The organism is Miniphocaeibacter massiliensis, assembly GCF_900232905.1.
Lineage (GTDB): Bacteria > Bacillota > Clostridia > Tissierellales > Peptoniphilaceae > Miniphocaeibacter > Miniphocaeibacter massiliensis.
The window spans coordinates 47075-63535 of record NZ_OCTQ01000006.1; the positions used below are offsets into that span (position 1 = coordinate 47075).

Here is a 16461-nt window from a genome sequence, read left to right on the forward strand (position 1 = left end):
ATTATTTTTACAAGGAGGGTTATATGGGTCAAGATTATATTTTGATTTCTGGAGCTAGGGAGAAAAATTTGAAAAATGTTACTGTTAGGATTCCAAAAAAGAAGATTACGGTGTTTACGGGGGTGTCTGGTTCTGGAAAGTCTTCTCTTGTTTTTGATACTATTGGAGCAGAGTCTCAACGTCAACTAAATGAAACTTACAGTAGTTATATAAGAAACAGATTGCCTTATTATGGGGAGCCTGATGTAGATAAAATTGAGAGTTTGCCTGTTTCTTTTGTTATTAATCAAAAGCGTATGGGAGGAAATGCACGTTCAACGGTAGGTACTATAACTGATATTTATTCTATGTTACGTTTGTTGTATTCTCGAATGGGAAATCCGTTTGTTGGATATTCAGATGTATTTTCTTTTAATAATCCAAAGGGGATGTGTGAAAGATGCGGTGGAATTGGAAAAGTAAAGACTATAGATGTCGATGCTTTGATAGATAAAGACAAGTCTTTAAATGAGGGGGCTATTTTATTTCCTGGTTTTGGGGTGAATAGTTGGCGTATTTCTCGCTACATTGATTCTGGATTATTTGATAATAGTAAGAAGTTAAGGGATTTTAGCAAGGAAGAGTTGGATTTGTTATTGTATGAAAATAATTATAAGTTAAAAAATCAAGCACCAAGTTATCCTAAAAGTGGTGTGTATGAGGGGATAATTCCAAGGATTGAAAGAAGTTTTTTGAGAGAAGAAAGCAGAGAGGGGAAGAATTATAGAAAAGAGATTAGTAAAATAGTTACAAAAGGTGTTTGTCCAGTATGTGAGGGGAAGAGATTAAATAATCTTATTTTGTCTTGTAAGGTTGAAGGAAAGGATATTTCTGATTGTACAGCTATGCAGATAGATGAATTATTTAAGTTTATGTGTTCGATTCACAGTCCTACTTTAAAAACGGTGATTGATACAATTAAACAAAGCTTGGAGCAGATGATTTCTGTTGGTTTGGGATATTTAAGTCTTGACAGGGAAACTGTAACGCTTTCAGGAGGAGAATCTCAGAGAATTAAGATTGTAAAGCAACTGGGAAGTAGTCTTTCTGATGTGTTGTATATTTTTGACGAGCCAAGTATTGGTCTACACCCATATAATATTGACAAGATTAATAATTTACTAAAATTGTTAAGGGATAAGGGAAATACTGTATTTATTGTGGAGCATGACCCAGATATTATAAAAATTGCTGACCATGTTGTGGACATGGGACCTTTTGCGGGAACAAGAGGTGGGGAAGTTGTTTTTGAAGGAAGTTACGATGAGTTAAAGGGAGCAAATACTTTAACAGCTAGAAATCTTTTCAATAAAGTACATTTTAAGAGTTCTATTAGAAAAGCTAAAGGTTATATTGAAGTAAAGAATGCGACACTACATAATTTAAAAAATGTAAGTGTAAAAATTCCTAAGGGTGTTCTTACTGTGGTTACAGGAGTGGCAGGGTCTGGTAAAAGCACTCTTGTAAATGAAGAGTTAGTAAGACAATATCCAGATTGTATTAACATAAATCAAAAGGAAGTACATGTTTCAAAACGTTCGAATATTGCTACCTTTTCAGGTATTTTTGATTATATTAGAAAGTTGTTTGCAAAAGAAAACCACGTAAAATCATCATTGTTTAGCTACAATTCAGAAGGGGCTTGTCCTGTTTGCAAGGGACTTGGTAAAGTTTATATTGAACTTGCTTTTATGGATACAGTGTCAACTAAATGTGATGCATGTGAAGGAAAAAGGTATAAAGATGAAGTTTTAAAGTATGAGTATTGTGGAAAAAACATTGATGAAGTTTTAAGAATGACAGTTGAAGAGGCGAGAAAGTTTTTTGTTGATACTAGAATTTCAGATGTATTAGGAAGATTAGAAGAAGTGGGAATAGGATATATTACTTTGGGACAGTCTTTAGATACTTTATCTGGTGGGGAGTTGCAAAGGTTAAAACTTTCGTCAGAGTTAAAGATGAAAGGAAATTTATATGTTATTGATGAGCCTACTACAGGACTTCATATTTCTGATATAGAACGGTTAATGAAAGTATTGGATTGTTTAGTGGATAAGGGAAATACTGTAATTGTTATTGAACATAGTATGGATGTAATTACTAAAGCTGACTGGGTAATTGATATGGGATTAGGAGCTGGTCAAGATGGTGGAGAAGTTATTTTTGAAGGAATACCATGTGATATTATAGAGTCAAAAAGTTCGTTAACTGGGAAATATTTAAAAAAGTATATGCTAGATAAAAATATACTTAAGAATAAATAAATGGTATTTTATAGTTTATTTTTGTTTTATTATTATGTTGTCACTTTCTGTCTTGTGTGGACACTTCTTTTTGAAAATGAGTTGTGGGATAATACAATTAGAAAAAGTTTAGAAAATTAATAAAAAATATTTTACTAGTTATAATTGTTTTGCTCAGGAACTATAAAAAAGTGCATTTTTTATTTATATTATGTATAATTAATATGAGAAGTATTAATATTGCTAATAAGATGATAGTTATAACTGGAGGTTATGCTATGGTAAAAATGATTGTTATGGATTTAGATTGTTCTTTATTTAGAGATGACAAGTCTATTTCTGATTTTACGCTTAAGACTTTAAGTAAGTACCAAAGTAATGGTTTTAAGGTTGCGTATGCTACTGCAAGGGGTAGTTCTGTTAAGGTTATGTTGCCAGATTACAATTTTAGTGGTTATGTTCTTATGAACGGGGCAGCAGCTTTTAACGGTGATAGTTATGTTTACAAGAAGCGTGTTTCTATGGACATAGCAAGAGATATTCTTTTAAAGTCTAGTAGTTATGGTCTTAAGACTGCAGCTGTTACTGGTGACAAGCATTTTGCTGATTTTGATGTGAATAAAGAGTGGGGTAATATTAAAAATTACGAGATTGTAGATTTTTCTAATTTAGAAGAAGATGTTGAAAAGTTGTATATGGTTGTTTCTGGTAATGAAGATGTTAAGTTTTTGGAGAGTTTAATTCCAGAAGGGCTTTATATGACTGTAAGCAGGGACAATCTTGCTCAAATTATGAATGAGGAAGCTACTAAATTTAAAGCTATTTCTAAGTTAGCTGATTTTTGGAATATTGATGTTTCTGAGGTTGTTGCTTTTGGAGATGATTTAAATGATTTGGACATGTTGAAAAATTGCGGTGTTGGTGTTGCTATGGAAAATGCTTTGGATGAAGTTAAGAAAGTGGCTGACTATATTTGTGGTTCTAACGAGAATGACGGTATAGCAAATTGGTTAATTGAAAATATTGATTTAGAGGGTAATTTTTTAATATAGATTTTATTGTAGCAGCTTAAGGAGCTGCTTTTTTATTGTAAAAGATTACTTAAAGTTTTATTAGAATGGTATAAAATTTATTGATTTTACGAGAGTAATAATGAGGTAATTTAAATGATTTTAAATAGAAAGTATTGGTGTAACGGGTGGTTAAATGGCTCAGGGAAAGTACGAGGAGTGGCTAGAAAAGGACAATTTAATATTATTAGAGGCTTGGGCTAGAAGTGGTTTTACTGACGAAGAGATAGCTAAAAGGATTGGAATTGCTGTAAATACTCTTTACAGCTGGAGAAAGAAGTACAAAAAGATAGACAATGCTTTAAAAAAAGGAAAAGAGTATTGTGATTTACACGTAGAAAGTGCTTTGTATAGAAAGGCTTTAGGGTATGACTATGAAGAGGTTACAAGGGAGCTTAAGAAAAACTCTGAAACTGGGGAGATGGAAATGGTTGAAACTAAACGGGTTAAAAAACACGTTCCTCCTGACAGAACGGCTCAAATTTTTTGGCTAAAGAACAGAAATCCTAGAAATTGGAAGGACAGGCAGTGTTCTGACTATGAGGAAGAACTTCTAATTTCTAAGAATGTACTTGAAAACGAAAAGTTAGTTGTTGAGATTGAAAAGAAAAAGGCAGAAGTTAACAAGATTAAAGGTGTTGCTGAAGAGATTGAAGATTTGACAGAGATTGAGGAAGCGATTTATGGAAAAGAGAGTTGATTTTGTTTGATTTTAGCTATTGCAGGTATAAGTAATCTATAAGCATATAGGAGGATTTTATGAGCAAGGAAAAAACAAGCAAAAAAGAAATGTTTAATGGATGGATCTTAATTTCAGAAGGATTTGAACTAGAAGTATTTTCTAATGGGAATAAAGTTGTAATAAAGGCAGTTACATTGGATAGAGAAGAGGTATTTGATGGAATAATTGAAGAATCTTATGTACGTATTTATGATATGTCGACCTATTATTGTTCGTTGGAAATTGACTATGGGAATAAGATTATAAAGATAATTAAAGATGAACAAGAAGAATAAAAATAAGTTATATTAACAGAAAGCATCTTTTTTTGATAAAGATAGTATTAGAAGTTGTATATAGTAAATTTAAGTAATTTTAGATAAAGAATATTAAAAATTATTCATTGAATTTGTATAACTAGAAAATATTATTTGAATTTAATAAAAAAAGATATATTAAAGCCTTGTAGAAATTGTTCTACGAGGTTTTTTAGTATAAAAAAGCAGGAGGTATTTTAATGGACGAAATGGTTTTAGAAACGCAACAGTGGTTGAACAAGACATATGGTGGAGATTCAAGGTACAAGAAGGTTTCAGAAGATGGGTTTACTGGGTGGAACACTATTAACACTCTTATTATAGCACTTCAAATTGAGCTTGGTATTGCACAAACTGCAGCTAATTTTGGGACTGGTACTAAAAATAAGTTTAAGGAAAAGTATCCTAATGGCATTAAAGAACAAAGTTCAACGGATAAAACTACTAACAATGTTTATTCTATTATTCAAGGTGCATTGTGGTGTAAGGGGTATTCAACGGGCTCTCATATAACTGGGGATTTTTATAGTGGTACTGGTAATGCTATTAAAGAGTTAAAAAGCGACATGGGTCTTTCTGGTGATTCTACTGTTACTTTGGAGATAATGGAAGCTTTGCTTTCTATGAACCAGTTTGTTCTTTTGACTAGATATGGTGGAAAGCCTGCTATTCGTGATTTACAGCAGACTATTAATAGAAATTACAAGAATTACACTGGAATTATACCATGTGACGGCTTGTATGGTAGAGAGATGAACAAGGCTTTGATTAAGGTGTTACAAAAGATTGAAGGTTTTAGCCCTAGTGAAGCTACTGGAAACTTTGGTACAGGGACTACTAGTAAACTTGTAACTATTTCTTCTAGTAATGCATCTTCTTATAGTGAGTGGGTTTGGCTGGCACAAACGGCACTTATTTGTAACGGTTATGATGTTTCTCCAAGTAGTACTTGGTCTTCTAGTTTAGCTATTAATATTAATGATTTTCAAAAAGATTATGGTTTACCTCAAACAGGCATTCTAGATAAGACTACTTGGATGTCTTTATTTATTAGTAAGGGTGACCCTAACAGAAAAGCAGATGCTTGTGATACAAGATTTGAAATTACTGACGAGTTACTAAGCAAGTTAAAAGCTGACGGATACAAGATTGTAGGAAGGTATTTAACAGGGGGTTCTTTTAAAGAGATTAGAGATGGAGAACTTAATAGAATAGTAAAAGGTGGGCTTAAGTATTTTCCTATTTTCCAAGAAAGTGCAAGAGAATTAAGTGATTTTTCTTATGCAAAAGGAAAAGAACATGCTATAAAAGCTACAGAAGCAGCAGTTAGACTTGATATTCCTGAAACGACTATTTACTTTGCTGTCGATATGGACATAATGGACGTTCAAGTTGATTCTCACATTATTCCTTACTTTAGAGGAATAAACGATTATATTTCTGATACTTATAATGTTGGTATTTACGCTTCGAGAAATGTTTGTACGAGGGTTGCAAAGGAAGGACTTTCAGTTTCTAGTTTTGTGTCAGACATGTCAACAGGTTTTAGTGGAAACTTAGGTTTTCCTATACCAAACAACTGGAACTACGACCAGTTCCACGAGATAAAAGGATACGGTGGAAAGTGGGATTTAGACAAGGTTGCATACAGTGGTAGAATTCCAGCTTGTGATACAGTGGGAAAATATGACATAAATTATGAAATTCCACCTAAACCAGATACTAGTGGAGTTTCAAAAACTATATTTGATGCTATTTCACTTATAGAAGAGTTAGAATTAGCTTATAAAGAATATAAAGAGGGAGATTATTTGGAGCATCATGTTGCTAAGGAATTTCCTCCAAAAGATATTAAATTAGGAGTATTAAATTATTTAAGTAAAGATTATCTTAAAGATGTTAAATTTGAATTATCTGTAGAACCTTTCGATATTATATTTGATTCTTTTATGAACGACAGAAAGAAAGAATTAGTAAATAAATTAGAGCCTTTTATTGGAGCCAAAAGAAACGATGTAAAAGATAATATTGGTGGATTAAATGACGTTGCACATTTAGCTTTAACTACATTAGCCTACAGTATAGCAAGTCCAGCACCAGATTTTTGGACTGGCTGGGGCGGTGACTTGGCAACGGGAATGAGCGATGTTCACAATTATATGAAAAAATATCCTAATTTAGATTTGCAAAGAGTGGCTAATTCTTTAATAGGAGCACATCCGAGTAAATTGTCACCATATTTTGAAAAAAATGGAGCAAATTTTGAATTAAAAATTCGATGTAATTATACTGACCTGTGTGATGATGGCGATGCTATAGCACTTTCTAAACTTTTGGATGGAAAAAATAGTGCACATACTTTAAGCAGTGTAATGAGAGAATACTATAATACTGTAAGTGAATCTAAGAGATATTCACAGTATAAATATGACGGATTGGATTTTTCCAACATTAATAAATTAGATGAAGATATTCTGGTAAAGATGACAGGGTTTTTAGAAGGAATTTACAAATTTGGATTATTAGAATTAGCAGGAGATTCAACAGAAGAAGAACAGATAGCTGCTTGTAATGCATTTGCAAATTATTTATATATAAAAGCAATATAATACAAAAGAAGTTATCTTTTTAGGTAGCTTCTTTTTTTTATAAAATAGATTATTAAAAATTCTAAATAATATGGAATTGAAAAAATGAAAGAATTGAAAAGGAGCCAAGGTTGTTCAGTTTTAGTATAGATAAGAAAAAATAATATATGAGTTTGTATAGTTAGAAAAATAATTATAAATTTAAGTGTAGATTTTTTGTAATTTACAAGTTTTTTATTAATAAAAATAGAATAAAAAACAATATCAAAAATACCAAAAATATATAATAAGCTCATAAAAAAAACAAAATTATTTGGAAATGGAAATTCAGCAGTTTCATCTGGTGGATAGAGATTATCAGACAATATTATTGAGCCTATTATTATAAAATTAAATAATAAATAGCCTAAAGAAAATTTGACTACTGGATTTTTAAGCATAGTTTTAAGATTCATGTTATCACCTAATGATATTGTAACACAGGTGTGTTTTAGGAGTAGAAAATAAGTTACCTTTTTAGGTAGTTTATTTTTTTCTAAAATAGACTATTAGAAATTCAGCATAGTAAAACAAAGATAATAAAAATGAATGTTTTAAAATTATAGCTGTTTTATTCATACTATTGATAAAATGAAAATATGAATGCAAATATATAGCTAAAAAAACAATTATAAATTTTAAAATAGTCTTATCATAATTTATAAAAATTTTATTAATAAAAGCAAAAAAGAAAATTATGTTAAAAAAACCTAAACTATATAGTATAGATATAATGAATAAAAAATCTGGACCAAGTAAATCTATACCTTGTGCATCTTCGGGGATAAGTATTATTTTTAGTAAGTATATTCCACCAAGGAATATAAAATTAAATAATAAATAGCTTAAAGAAAATTTTATTACTGGATTTTTAAGTATAGTTTTAAGATTCATGTCATCACCTAATGATATTGTAACACAGGTGTGTTTTGGAAGTAAAAAAGAAGTTATCTTTTTAGGTAGCTTCTTTTTTTGATAAAATAGATTATTAAAAATTCTAAATAATATGGAATTGAAAAAATGAAAGAATTGAAAAGGAGCCAAGGTTGTTCAGTTTTAGTATAGATAAGAAAAAATAATATATGAGTTTGTATAGTTAGAAAAATAATTATAAATTTAAGTGTAGATTTTTTGTAATTTACAAGTTTTTTATTAATAAAAATAGAATAAAAAACGATATCAAAAATACCAAAAATATATAATAAGCTCATAAAAAAAACAAAATTATTTGGAAATGGAAATTCAGAGGTTTTATCTGGTGGATAGAGATTATCAGACAATATTATTAAGCCTATTATTATAAAATTAAATAATAAATAGCCTAAAGAAAATTTGATTATTGGATTTTTAAGTATAGTTTTAAGATTCATGTCATCACCTAATGATATTGTAGCATATGCTTGTAGTCTTTGGATGCAGGTATGAATATGATATAATTTATCATATTGTGTATAATATACTAAATATATTTATATTTTTTAGGAGATTTTATGAAAAAGAGATTATTAGTTTTTTTACTTCTACTATTAGTGTTTTTTACTGGTTGTGCAAGTAAGAAAGAAGAGGACAAGAAGATTGACATTAATGGTACTTGGGAAAGAGAAAAGACGTATATTTATTGGAACCTTGAGGACAAAGATTCTCTTGTAACTATAGAAGATGGAAAAGTTTTAGAGGCTGGAAATGTAGATGATGATACGGTGAAAATTCATTATAAACTGTCTTTGGCTTTGTACGGTAAAAAAATTAGTGTTAAAAATAATAATATTCAAAAAATTTCAGGACCAACTGTTGCTTTTAACGACTTAGAAAGTTATTTAGACGAGTACAACCTTAAATATGACAAGTTTATTACTGAAGAAGAAATAAAAAATTATATAAAACATTTTGGTTATGAGGTTGAAAATTTAGACAACTGTTACTACATTATAAATACTTTAGGTATGGCTAAGGGAATGGAAGAATATTTTACTGATGCAGACGGTAAACCAAGTAAAGATTTTAGACACAATATTCAAGGGATTTACTTATTTGTTGATGAAAAAACTATGTTGGTTATGGGAGCTGGAGACCTTAAAGGAGATATAGGACTGTCTTTAAATGTGTTTAAAAGAACAGAAGAAAAATAGATTAGACAACTCGAAAGGGTTGTTTTTTTATTTTGGAAGATAGAAGATATTAATTTTGAAATGGGAATAACAAAATTAATATCTTGAAGTTACAAATAAATTTATAAACTATTGCATAAGAACTTTAGTTCGTATATACTATAGATACTTTTAAATCAAAAGAGAGGGAGGTTTTAAAATGAAAATATATAATGTATTAGATATTGCAGCATATTTAATAAATTATGCTATTGATGAAGGAAATCCTATATCTAATTTGAAACTACAAAAATTACTATATTATATTCAAGGAGAATTTTATAAAGAAAAAGACCAACCTGCTTTTAAAGAAGATATACTTGCATGGGATTATGGTCCAGTTGTAAAAGAAGCTTATGATGAATATAAAATAAATATAAATAAAGATATAAAAAAAAGAGTAGAAGAGAAATTTGATATAGAAAGTTTTGATTATATTAATTTTAATCCAGAAGATATTATATGTAAAGAAGATGGAAAAATAATTAGAGAAATATACAATAGATATAAAGATTTTACAGCATTTGACTTAGTAGAAAAAACTCATAATGAAGCTCCTTGGGAAAGTACTAAAAGAAGTGATATTATTGAAAAATGTAAAATAAGAGAATATTTTAAGGATGAAATATCGCTATGGGAGTATTAATATATAAAGAAGGAATTGGTGAGAAATTAAAACTTACAGATAGCGATGAATTTAGAGAAGACGAAGAGTATAAAAATCAATGTAAAAGAGAGATAATTTTATTTTATTGGGGTATAGATAAAATTAAGTATAAACATTATTACTCAGAGATATCTGATTTTGTTTATGAAGCTAAAAGTGAGAGTGTAGAATATTTAATAGAATGGTTAGGAGAAATAAAGGATAAGAATGAACAGAAACTACAAGCATTAAATAAGTTATATGATCATTTAATATTAGAAAAAACAAGGAAAGAAAGAACAGATAAAGAATTTCGTGAGTATGAAAAAAAGTTAATAATGGCAGAAAATAAACTGAAAGAAACTATTAGTAAAAATAAGATAGCTCAATCAGAAATAGAGAATAAATACAAAAAAATAGAAAAAAATTTGGAGAAACATAGTATAGATGTTATAGGTGTAACAACCTTAATATTTACAGCATTTACAATAATCTCAGTTAATGCATCAATATTTGCAGGATCATATGAAAAATTTGAAACTATTTATAATGTTATAGGTGTAATGGCTGCTACTAATATTATATTAATAATTAGTGTATATACTATATATAGCATAATGAGAAAAATTCATGGAGATATAGAAGAAAATAGACTTAAAAAGATATTGGATTTTTCAATATTTAGTTTAATTATGGTACTAATAACAACTTATATACTATCTATTATTATTGGATAAAACAACCTACAATGGTAGGTTGTTTTTTTAATGACCTAACACGACTTGAATATTTTGCAAGGCGATGTAGGTCAGATACAGCGAAGTCCAAATCTTTGATTTGGTTAACGAAGCTGTGAATTATAAAAGTGAGGTGATATGAATGCATAATATTAAGAAGCGTAAGACGTTGGATTTTATTTTTTCTGACAAGCACAAAAATTACATAAGAAATTGCAGGGGAAATACTTACAATATTGCTGAGGGTGCTGTTAGGGCGGGTAAGACTGTTGACAATGTTTTTGCTTTTGCTAATGATATTATGCGGTCAAGTCAGCGTATTCACCTTGCTACTGGTTCTACTGTGGGTAATGCCAAGTTAAATATTGGTGATTGTAACGGTTTTGGTTTGGAGAGTATTTTTCGTGGACAATGTAACTGGAGCAAGTACAAGAACAACGAGGCTCTTATTATTAAGGGGGCTTCTACTGGTTTCAAGGAAAAGATTGTGGTTTTTGCTGGTGGTGCTAAGGCTGACAGTTACAAGCGTATTAGGGGAAATACTTACGAGAAGGTTATTTCTACGGAAGTGAATTTACACCACAAGGATTCTATTAAGGAGATGATTGCTCGTACTTTGGTGTCTAAGGAGAGAAGGTTTTTTTGGGATTTAAACCCTGACCATCCTAAGCACTGGATTTATGAGGACTATATTGACAGGTTTTTGGATTTACAGAAACGTGGGGAGTTTCCTAGTGGTATTAATTATGAACATTTTACTATTAGGGATAACAACACTTTGACTCCAGAGCGGGTTTTGGAGATTGAGTCGGAGTATGATTCTAATAGTATTTGGTATAAAAGGGATATTTTAGGTTTAAGGGTTATTGCTGAAGGTCTTATTTACAGGTCTTTTGCTGATAGTCCTGACGATTTTACAGTTAGTGAATGTAACAATTTAATGTCTATTAATATTGGCGTGGATTTTGGCGGGGACAAGTCGAAACACGCTTTTGTTGCGTCTGGCATTACCAAGGGGTTTAGGAATTTGGTTGTTCTTGACAGTGTTCGTGTTGAACCTGGTTCTCCTGAGGATTTAAACAGGGATTTTATTGATTTTGTTAGAAAGATTTTAAATTGTTATGGGTTTATTTCTTCTATTAAGGCTGATAATGTTGAGTCTGTTTTGATTAGGGGAATGAATAACGCTTTGGCTCGTGAGGGGTTTAGGCTTGTTGTTGAACTTGCGAGAAAGTCTAGTGTTATTGGTAGGATTAGGGCGGTTAATTCTTTAATTGCTCAAGGTAGATTTTTTGTTGTTAAGGGGTCGGACAGTTTGGTGGAGGCTTTGTGTATGGCGAGTTGGGATCCTAAAAGATTGGAGGATTCTAGGCTGGACGATTTTTCTTCTGATATTGATACTCTGGATGCTTTTGAGTATTCTTTTGAGGATTTTATTGGTAGGCTTTTACCTACTTCGGACGGTTTAGGCAATGAGATTAAGTTAAGAAATATTTTTGGATAGAGGGTGAAGTTTTGTATAAAGTGAATGAATGGGAAAGAAATATGAATATTCCAAAGAGCTTGTTTACTAATGTGTATATTCCTGAGGGTAGTAACGAGCTTTTTTTATATTCTAATGTTGAGGATTTGTTAAGTAATACTAAGGATATTGAAACGTTTGTTGAGAGGTTTTTAAATGTTGAGGTTCCAAGGTTAAAGATTTTGGAAAGTTATGCTAATGGTAAGAATTACGGTATTATGCACAGGCTTTCGAGAAAGAACAGGGAAAGGGCAGATTATAGGGTTGCTCACAATTTTGGTGGTTATATTTCTAAGATTAACACTGGTTATTTGTTTGGTATTCCTGTTAAGGTTACTAACAAGAAGGTTGGCTCTTTGGAGGATGAGGAGAAAGACGGTAATATTAACGATGAAGAGGCTGATGTTTTAAAGGAGGTTTCTGAGGTTAATAATATTGACGAGTTAAATTCTTCTTTAGGGTACGACTGTTCTGTGTATGGCAGGGCTTTTGAACTGCATTATAGAAATGAAGATGACGAGGACAAAATTTCTAAGTCTTCTGTTTTTGAAACTTTTATGATTTATGACAATACTGTTGAAAGACGTCCTATTATGGCGGTTCGTTGTCCTAGGTATGTTAAGGACGAAAAGGAAATTATTAATATTGAACTTTACACTAAGGACGCGGTTTACTATTGTAAGGAAACTACGACTGATAATGTTGAGGTTTTTATTGACGAGGAAAAGACTCAGGAAAATATTAGGGAAGAGATTCAAATTATCGACTGGTTTAATAATGAAACTAGGACTGGGGACTTTGAGGAAGTTTTAACTTTAATTGATTTGTATGATTTTGCACAGGCTGATACTGCTAATTATATGACTGATTTTAATGAGGCTCTTCTTGTTATTAGTGGGGACTTGGACAGTACTGGTCTTAAGTATGACAAGGACGCTAATATGTTAATTTTAAAGAGTGGTGTTTCTGTTGGCGGTGGCGGTAACAAGATTGACGCTAATTATATTTACAAACAGTATGATGTTGCTGGAACGGAAGCTTACAAGAAAAGGCTTGAAACGGATATTCACAAGTACACTTTAACTCCTTCTTTGGACGACGAGAGCTTTTCTCAGGTGGCAAGTGGTGAGGCTCAAAAGTACAAGCTTTGGGGTGTTGAGCAGTTAAGGTCTACTAAGGAGAGTTATTACAAGAAGGCTATTAAAAAGAGGTATGGTCTTATTAATGCTGTTAAGTCTAAGGTGAGTGAGTTTTTTGTTGACCCTAAGGATTTACAGATTGAGTTTACGGAGAATGTTCCTAAGGACTACTGGAGTGAGGTTAAGTCTTTTGTTGATTCTGGTGGTGAGCTTTCTAAGTCTACTTTAATTTCTCTACTTTCTTGGGTTGATGATGTTAAGGACGAGTTGGACAAGTTGGAGTTTGAGAAAAACGGTGAAGAGGAAGAACTTGTTGTCGAAGAAGTGAAAAATGAAGGTGAAGAAGTAGAAAATGTAGAGGTAAAGGCTAAAGAAGAGCCTATTAATAAGGAAGTAAAAGAGGAAAAGGCAGTGGATAATTCTAAGGATATTAAAAAAGAAAAGGTTAAAAAATAGTTAAGACTGTAAAATAGTATTTATTTTAAAAAGGTATTTGGATATAATTACTAGGAAGTAAAGTTTAGGAGGAAGCATGGTTTTTTTAGCGATTTTAACTGGACTTTTAAGTCTTGGTAATTTTTACATTAATGCAAACTGGAATTTGTCAGAGAGTGCTGTTTTCTTAACTCTTATTGCTCAAGTTGTGTTAACTATTTTAACTATTTTTGCAGCTTTTGGCTACAAGGGTAGGCGAGAAGTAAATGGATATAAGGGATATAAGATTTGGACTTTTAGGTTTGCTATTATTATGGTTTCGGTACTTGGAAACATTTGTGTTTTAGCGACTATAGGTCTAAACAAGTTTGGTATTATTAATATGTTTTAAAGAAGGGTTGGATTTATTTTCCGACCTTTTTTAGATATAAGTTAAAGGTTGTTTTAGAATTTAATATGATTTATGAAAAAATACTTTTAAATAATAGTATAATTAGGTGCAGCGATGAGGTTAATAAATTATTTTTATGTTAGAATAAGCTGTTGAAGGTTATATTTTAATTTAAGCAGAGGTATTTTATGGATATATATAAGGGGTTTTTAACGAAATTATTTAAGAAGATTTTAGTGCTAATTATTGTTGTGTTTTCTTATTTGTATGTTCCGTTTTTTCTTTTTACAGTAGCAACTATGTTAACTATTTATACTATTTGCAAATATATCTATATAATAAGGAAGGATAATTTAGTAGAGTGTAAGGTTGTTGGCTTGGAAAGTAAAGGTAGTTTGAGATATGGAAGGCAACATTACGCTTATGTAAAGAGAGAAGGAATCGACAAAGTTGACAAAATTTCTTTTAAGACTAGAAGAGGTGCTGTAAAATTTTATAATAACAAAGAGAATTTATTGTATTTTTATGCTGGTAAGAAGAGGGATTCAATTATACCTAAATGTAAAGTTTTAAGTGATATTTTATTTTTGACTTTTATTATTATTCCATTACTAATTATTATAATGGTTATTACATTTTCTTATTCTGTAGGTAATATTGAGAAATTATTTTATTAAGGGAGTTTTTATGAAGAAAAGATTGTTATTTTTAATATTTATGATGGTATTTGTGCTTTCTTTTTGTAATAAAGATGCTAAAAAACAAGGTACATCTAATAGTACAGAGTCTAGGACTGAATCTTTGGAAAGTTACAAAAGAGAGTATACTGCTGCAAAAAACGACGAACTTTATGCAAAGTTTTTGGAGCTGAAAATAGATGAAATGAGCAAAGAAGATGTTGATAAAATTTTGGGTGTAAAACCAGAAGAATATGGTTATGATGAAGATACAGTTTATTTTACTTATGAATGGAATATAGATGTAGGATTTAAGTACGACAAACTCTTTGAAAAGAACAAACTTTACAATCAAATTCAAGGAGAGGATATTTTTTCTAAAAAATTTGATGATTTAAAAGAGGGAATGTCTAAAGACGAAGTTGATGAAATATTGGGAAGAGAGGGAGAAGGTAGAAATTACAAATGGAGTATTACGGTTTGTTTTGATGCAAATGGAAAATTATTCTATAAATCACAAGATGGTTTTCACCAGTATCCTAAAAATGATATTTCGAAAGAAAAGTTTGACAAAGTAGAGATTGGAATGACCAAAGAAGAAGTTGAAGGTATTTTAGGTGAAGGAGTTCTAGTTATTCAGGATTCTTACAGAGATAGTGAGTTAAAGGATAGTTCACATCATATTAGTAGTGGTTATGACTATTATAGTAATGACGGTTCTAAAACTGAAGATAAACTTTACTATGGCCATGTTATTTATGGAGATGGAAAAGTTATAGATGTTAGTAATTTTATGGAATAGCTACCTTAAAGGGTAGCTTTTTTTATGAAAATTATTATTGAATATATATGTGAATTCTAAAGATGAAAATATTTTCCTGATATGTTATATTATAATTGTAGAAAAAATATCGAGGAGGTTTACATATGAAGAAGAAATTATTGATTTTAGGATTAATAATGATGATGGCACTTACTGCTTGTGGTGGTAAGAAAGCTACGGATGAAGAAAAAAAGAAATTAAACGAGTATGCTGAAAAATTAGAGAAGGATGCAGATGGAATTTTTAAGTTTAAGTTTGACGAAGAAAAAGGAACTTTTGATATGATTATTCCAGAAACTACCCAAATAATTAACTTGGATTCTCTTAGAGAGAATGTTGAAACATATAGTAATCACATTTCAGAGAAGATAGGGGAAGATTTTGAAGTTACCGTTTATTATGAAGATTTAAAAGATTCTATTATAGTATCTGGAAAAAACGGTAAAATTGAAAAAGATAATACAGAAGACTTCTTTAAAGAACACAAAGATAGATATAAGCCAAATTCTTATGAAACAGATGATTCTTATTATAAATTTGAAGGTGCAGAAATTTCTAGAGAAAAATATACTGGAGATAAGATAGTGGTATTGAAGATGACATATAAAAATAAAAGTAATGAAGCCATGAATCCTTGGATTTCTTTTATTACTGACTTAAATGTTGTTCAAGATGATGGTTCTACTGTTGTTAATTTGCAAGATGCTAGCGGAAGTTTACCTAGTTCTTACGGAGTAAGTGCTTCAGATATTCTTTCTAAAAAAATTAAACCAGGAGCGGAGATAGACCTTATTGTAGGATATAAATTATCTGATGATACTTCTGATGTGAAGATTATTGATTTGTGGTCAGAAGGAGATAAGTTTGAAAAAATTTATACAATAAATTAAATTTTAAGCTACCAATTAAGGTAGCTTTTTTTATACA

At 30.4% G+C, this 16461-nt stretch carries 15 protein-coding genes; 14 read left to right on the top strand and 1 reads right to left on the bottom strand.

Going from position 1 to position 16461, the window contains the following annotated elements; all coding sequences use genetic code 11:
* The first annotated feature begins 23 nt into the window (after positions 1-23).
* The 5 genes from CS899_RS09825 (at position 24) to CS899_RS09845 (ending at position 6999) form a co-directional block, all read left to right on the top strand.
* Positions 24-2303 (top strand): ATP-binding cassette domain-containing protein, encoded by a 2280-nt coding sequence (locus CS899_RS09825; protein WP_100066029.1) that lies wholly within the window; start codon positions 24-26, stop codon positions 2301-2303.
* A 257-nt stretch (positions 2304-2560) separates the two neighbouring features.
* Complete coding sequence (locus CS899_RS09830) at positions 2561-3334, top strand: Cof-type HAD-IIB family hydrolase (RefSeq protein ID WP_164995913.1); 774 nt, start codon at positions 2561-2563, stop codon at positions 3332-3334.
* 154 nt (positions 3335-3488) lie between these two features.
* The gene (locus CS899_RS09835) at positions 3489-4052 is read left to right on the top strand and encodes a helix-turn-helix domain-containing protein (protein ID WP_129582299.1); all 564 of its coding nucleotides are present in this window, start codon (positions 3489-3491) and stop codon (positions 4050-4052) included.
* Between the two features lie 59 nt (positions 4053-4111).
* A complete protein-coding gene (locus tag CS899_RS09840; RefSeq protein ID WP_100066031.1) occupies positions 4112-4369 on the top strand; it encodes a hypothetical protein in 258 nt (85 codons plus the stop codon).
* 221 nt (positions 4370-4590) lie between these two features.
* Entirely contained in the window at positions 4591-6999 is a 2409-nt protein-coding gene (locus CS899_RS09845; RefSeq protein ID WP_100066032.1) for a glycoside hydrolase domain-containing protein, read from the top strand.
* Positions 7000-7503: 504 nt separating this feature from the next.
* Here CS899_RS09845 and CS899_RS09855 read toward each other — a convergent pair.
* The gene (locus CS899_RS09855) at positions 7504-7911 is read right to left on the bottom strand and encodes a hypothetical protein (RefSeq protein WP_100066034.1); all 408 of its coding nucleotides are present in this window, start codon (positions 7909-7911) and stop codon (positions 7504-7506) included.
* Between the two features lie 596 nt (positions 7912-8507).
* On the opposite strand from CS899_RS09855, the gene CS899_RS09865 reads away from it, so the two are divergent.
* The 9 genes from CS899_RS09865 to CS899_RS09905 all read left to right on the top strand — a co-directional run bounded on the left by CS899_RS09865 (position 8508) and on the right by CS899_RS09905 (position 16424).
* Positions 8508-9146, top strand: a complete 639-nt coding sequence (locus tag CS899_RS09865) for a hypothetical protein (RefSeq protein ID WP_100066036.1) — start codon at positions 8508-8510, stop codon at positions 9144-9146.
* A gap of 178 nt (positions 9147-9324) precedes the next feature.
* Positions 9325-9810 (top strand): Panacea domain-containing protein, encoded by a 486-nt coding sequence (locus CS899_RS09870; protein WP_100066037.1) that lies wholly within the window; start codon positions 9325-9327, stop codon positions 9808-9810.
* Entirely contained in the window at positions 9798-10547 is a 750-nt protein-coding gene (locus CS899_RS09875; protein ID WP_100066038.1) for a hypothetical protein, read from the top strand. The genes CS899_RS09870 and CS899_RS09875 overlap by 13 nt, the downstream gene beginning before the upstream one ends.
* Before the next feature lie 142 nt (positions 10548-10689).
* Entirely contained in the window at positions 10690-12051 is a 1362-nt protein-coding gene (locus tag CS899_RS09880) for a PBSX family phage terminase large subunit (protein ID WP_100066039.1), read from the top strand.
* Positions 12052-12071: 20 nt separating this feature from the next.
* Positions 12072-13664 carry a phage portal protein gene (locus tag CS899_RS09885; RefSeq protein WP_129582300.1) on the top strand — a complete coding sequence of 531 codons (1593 nt, stop codon included), beginning with the start codon at positions 12072-12074 and terminating at the stop codon, positions 13662-13664.
* A gap of 76 nt (positions 13665-13740) precedes the next feature.
* A complete protein-coding gene (locus CS899_RS09890) occupies positions 13741-14034 on the top strand; it encodes a hypothetical protein (RefSeq protein WP_100066041.1) in 294 nt (97 codons plus the stop codon).
* Between the two features lie 188 nt (positions 14035-14222).
* On the top strand, positions 14223-14711 hold the full coding sequence (locus CS899_RS09895) for a hypothetical protein (protein WP_100066042.1): 489 nt from the start codon (positions 14223-14225) through the stop codon (positions 14709-14711).
* Positions 14712-14721: 10 nt separating this feature from the next.
* Complete coding sequence (locus tag CS899_RS09900) at positions 14722-15513, top strand: hypothetical protein (RefSeq protein ID WP_129582301.1); 792 nt, start codon at positions 14722-14724, stop codon at positions 15511-15513.
* Between the two features lie 125 nt (positions 15514-15638).
* Positions 15639-16424 carry a DUF5067 domain-containing protein gene (locus tag CS899_RS09905; RefSeq protein ID WP_100066044.1) on the top strand — a complete coding sequence of 262 codons (786 nt, stop codon included), beginning with the start codon at positions 15639-15641 and terminating at the stop codon, positions 16422-16424.
* Positions 16425-16461: the final 37 nt, after the last annotated feature.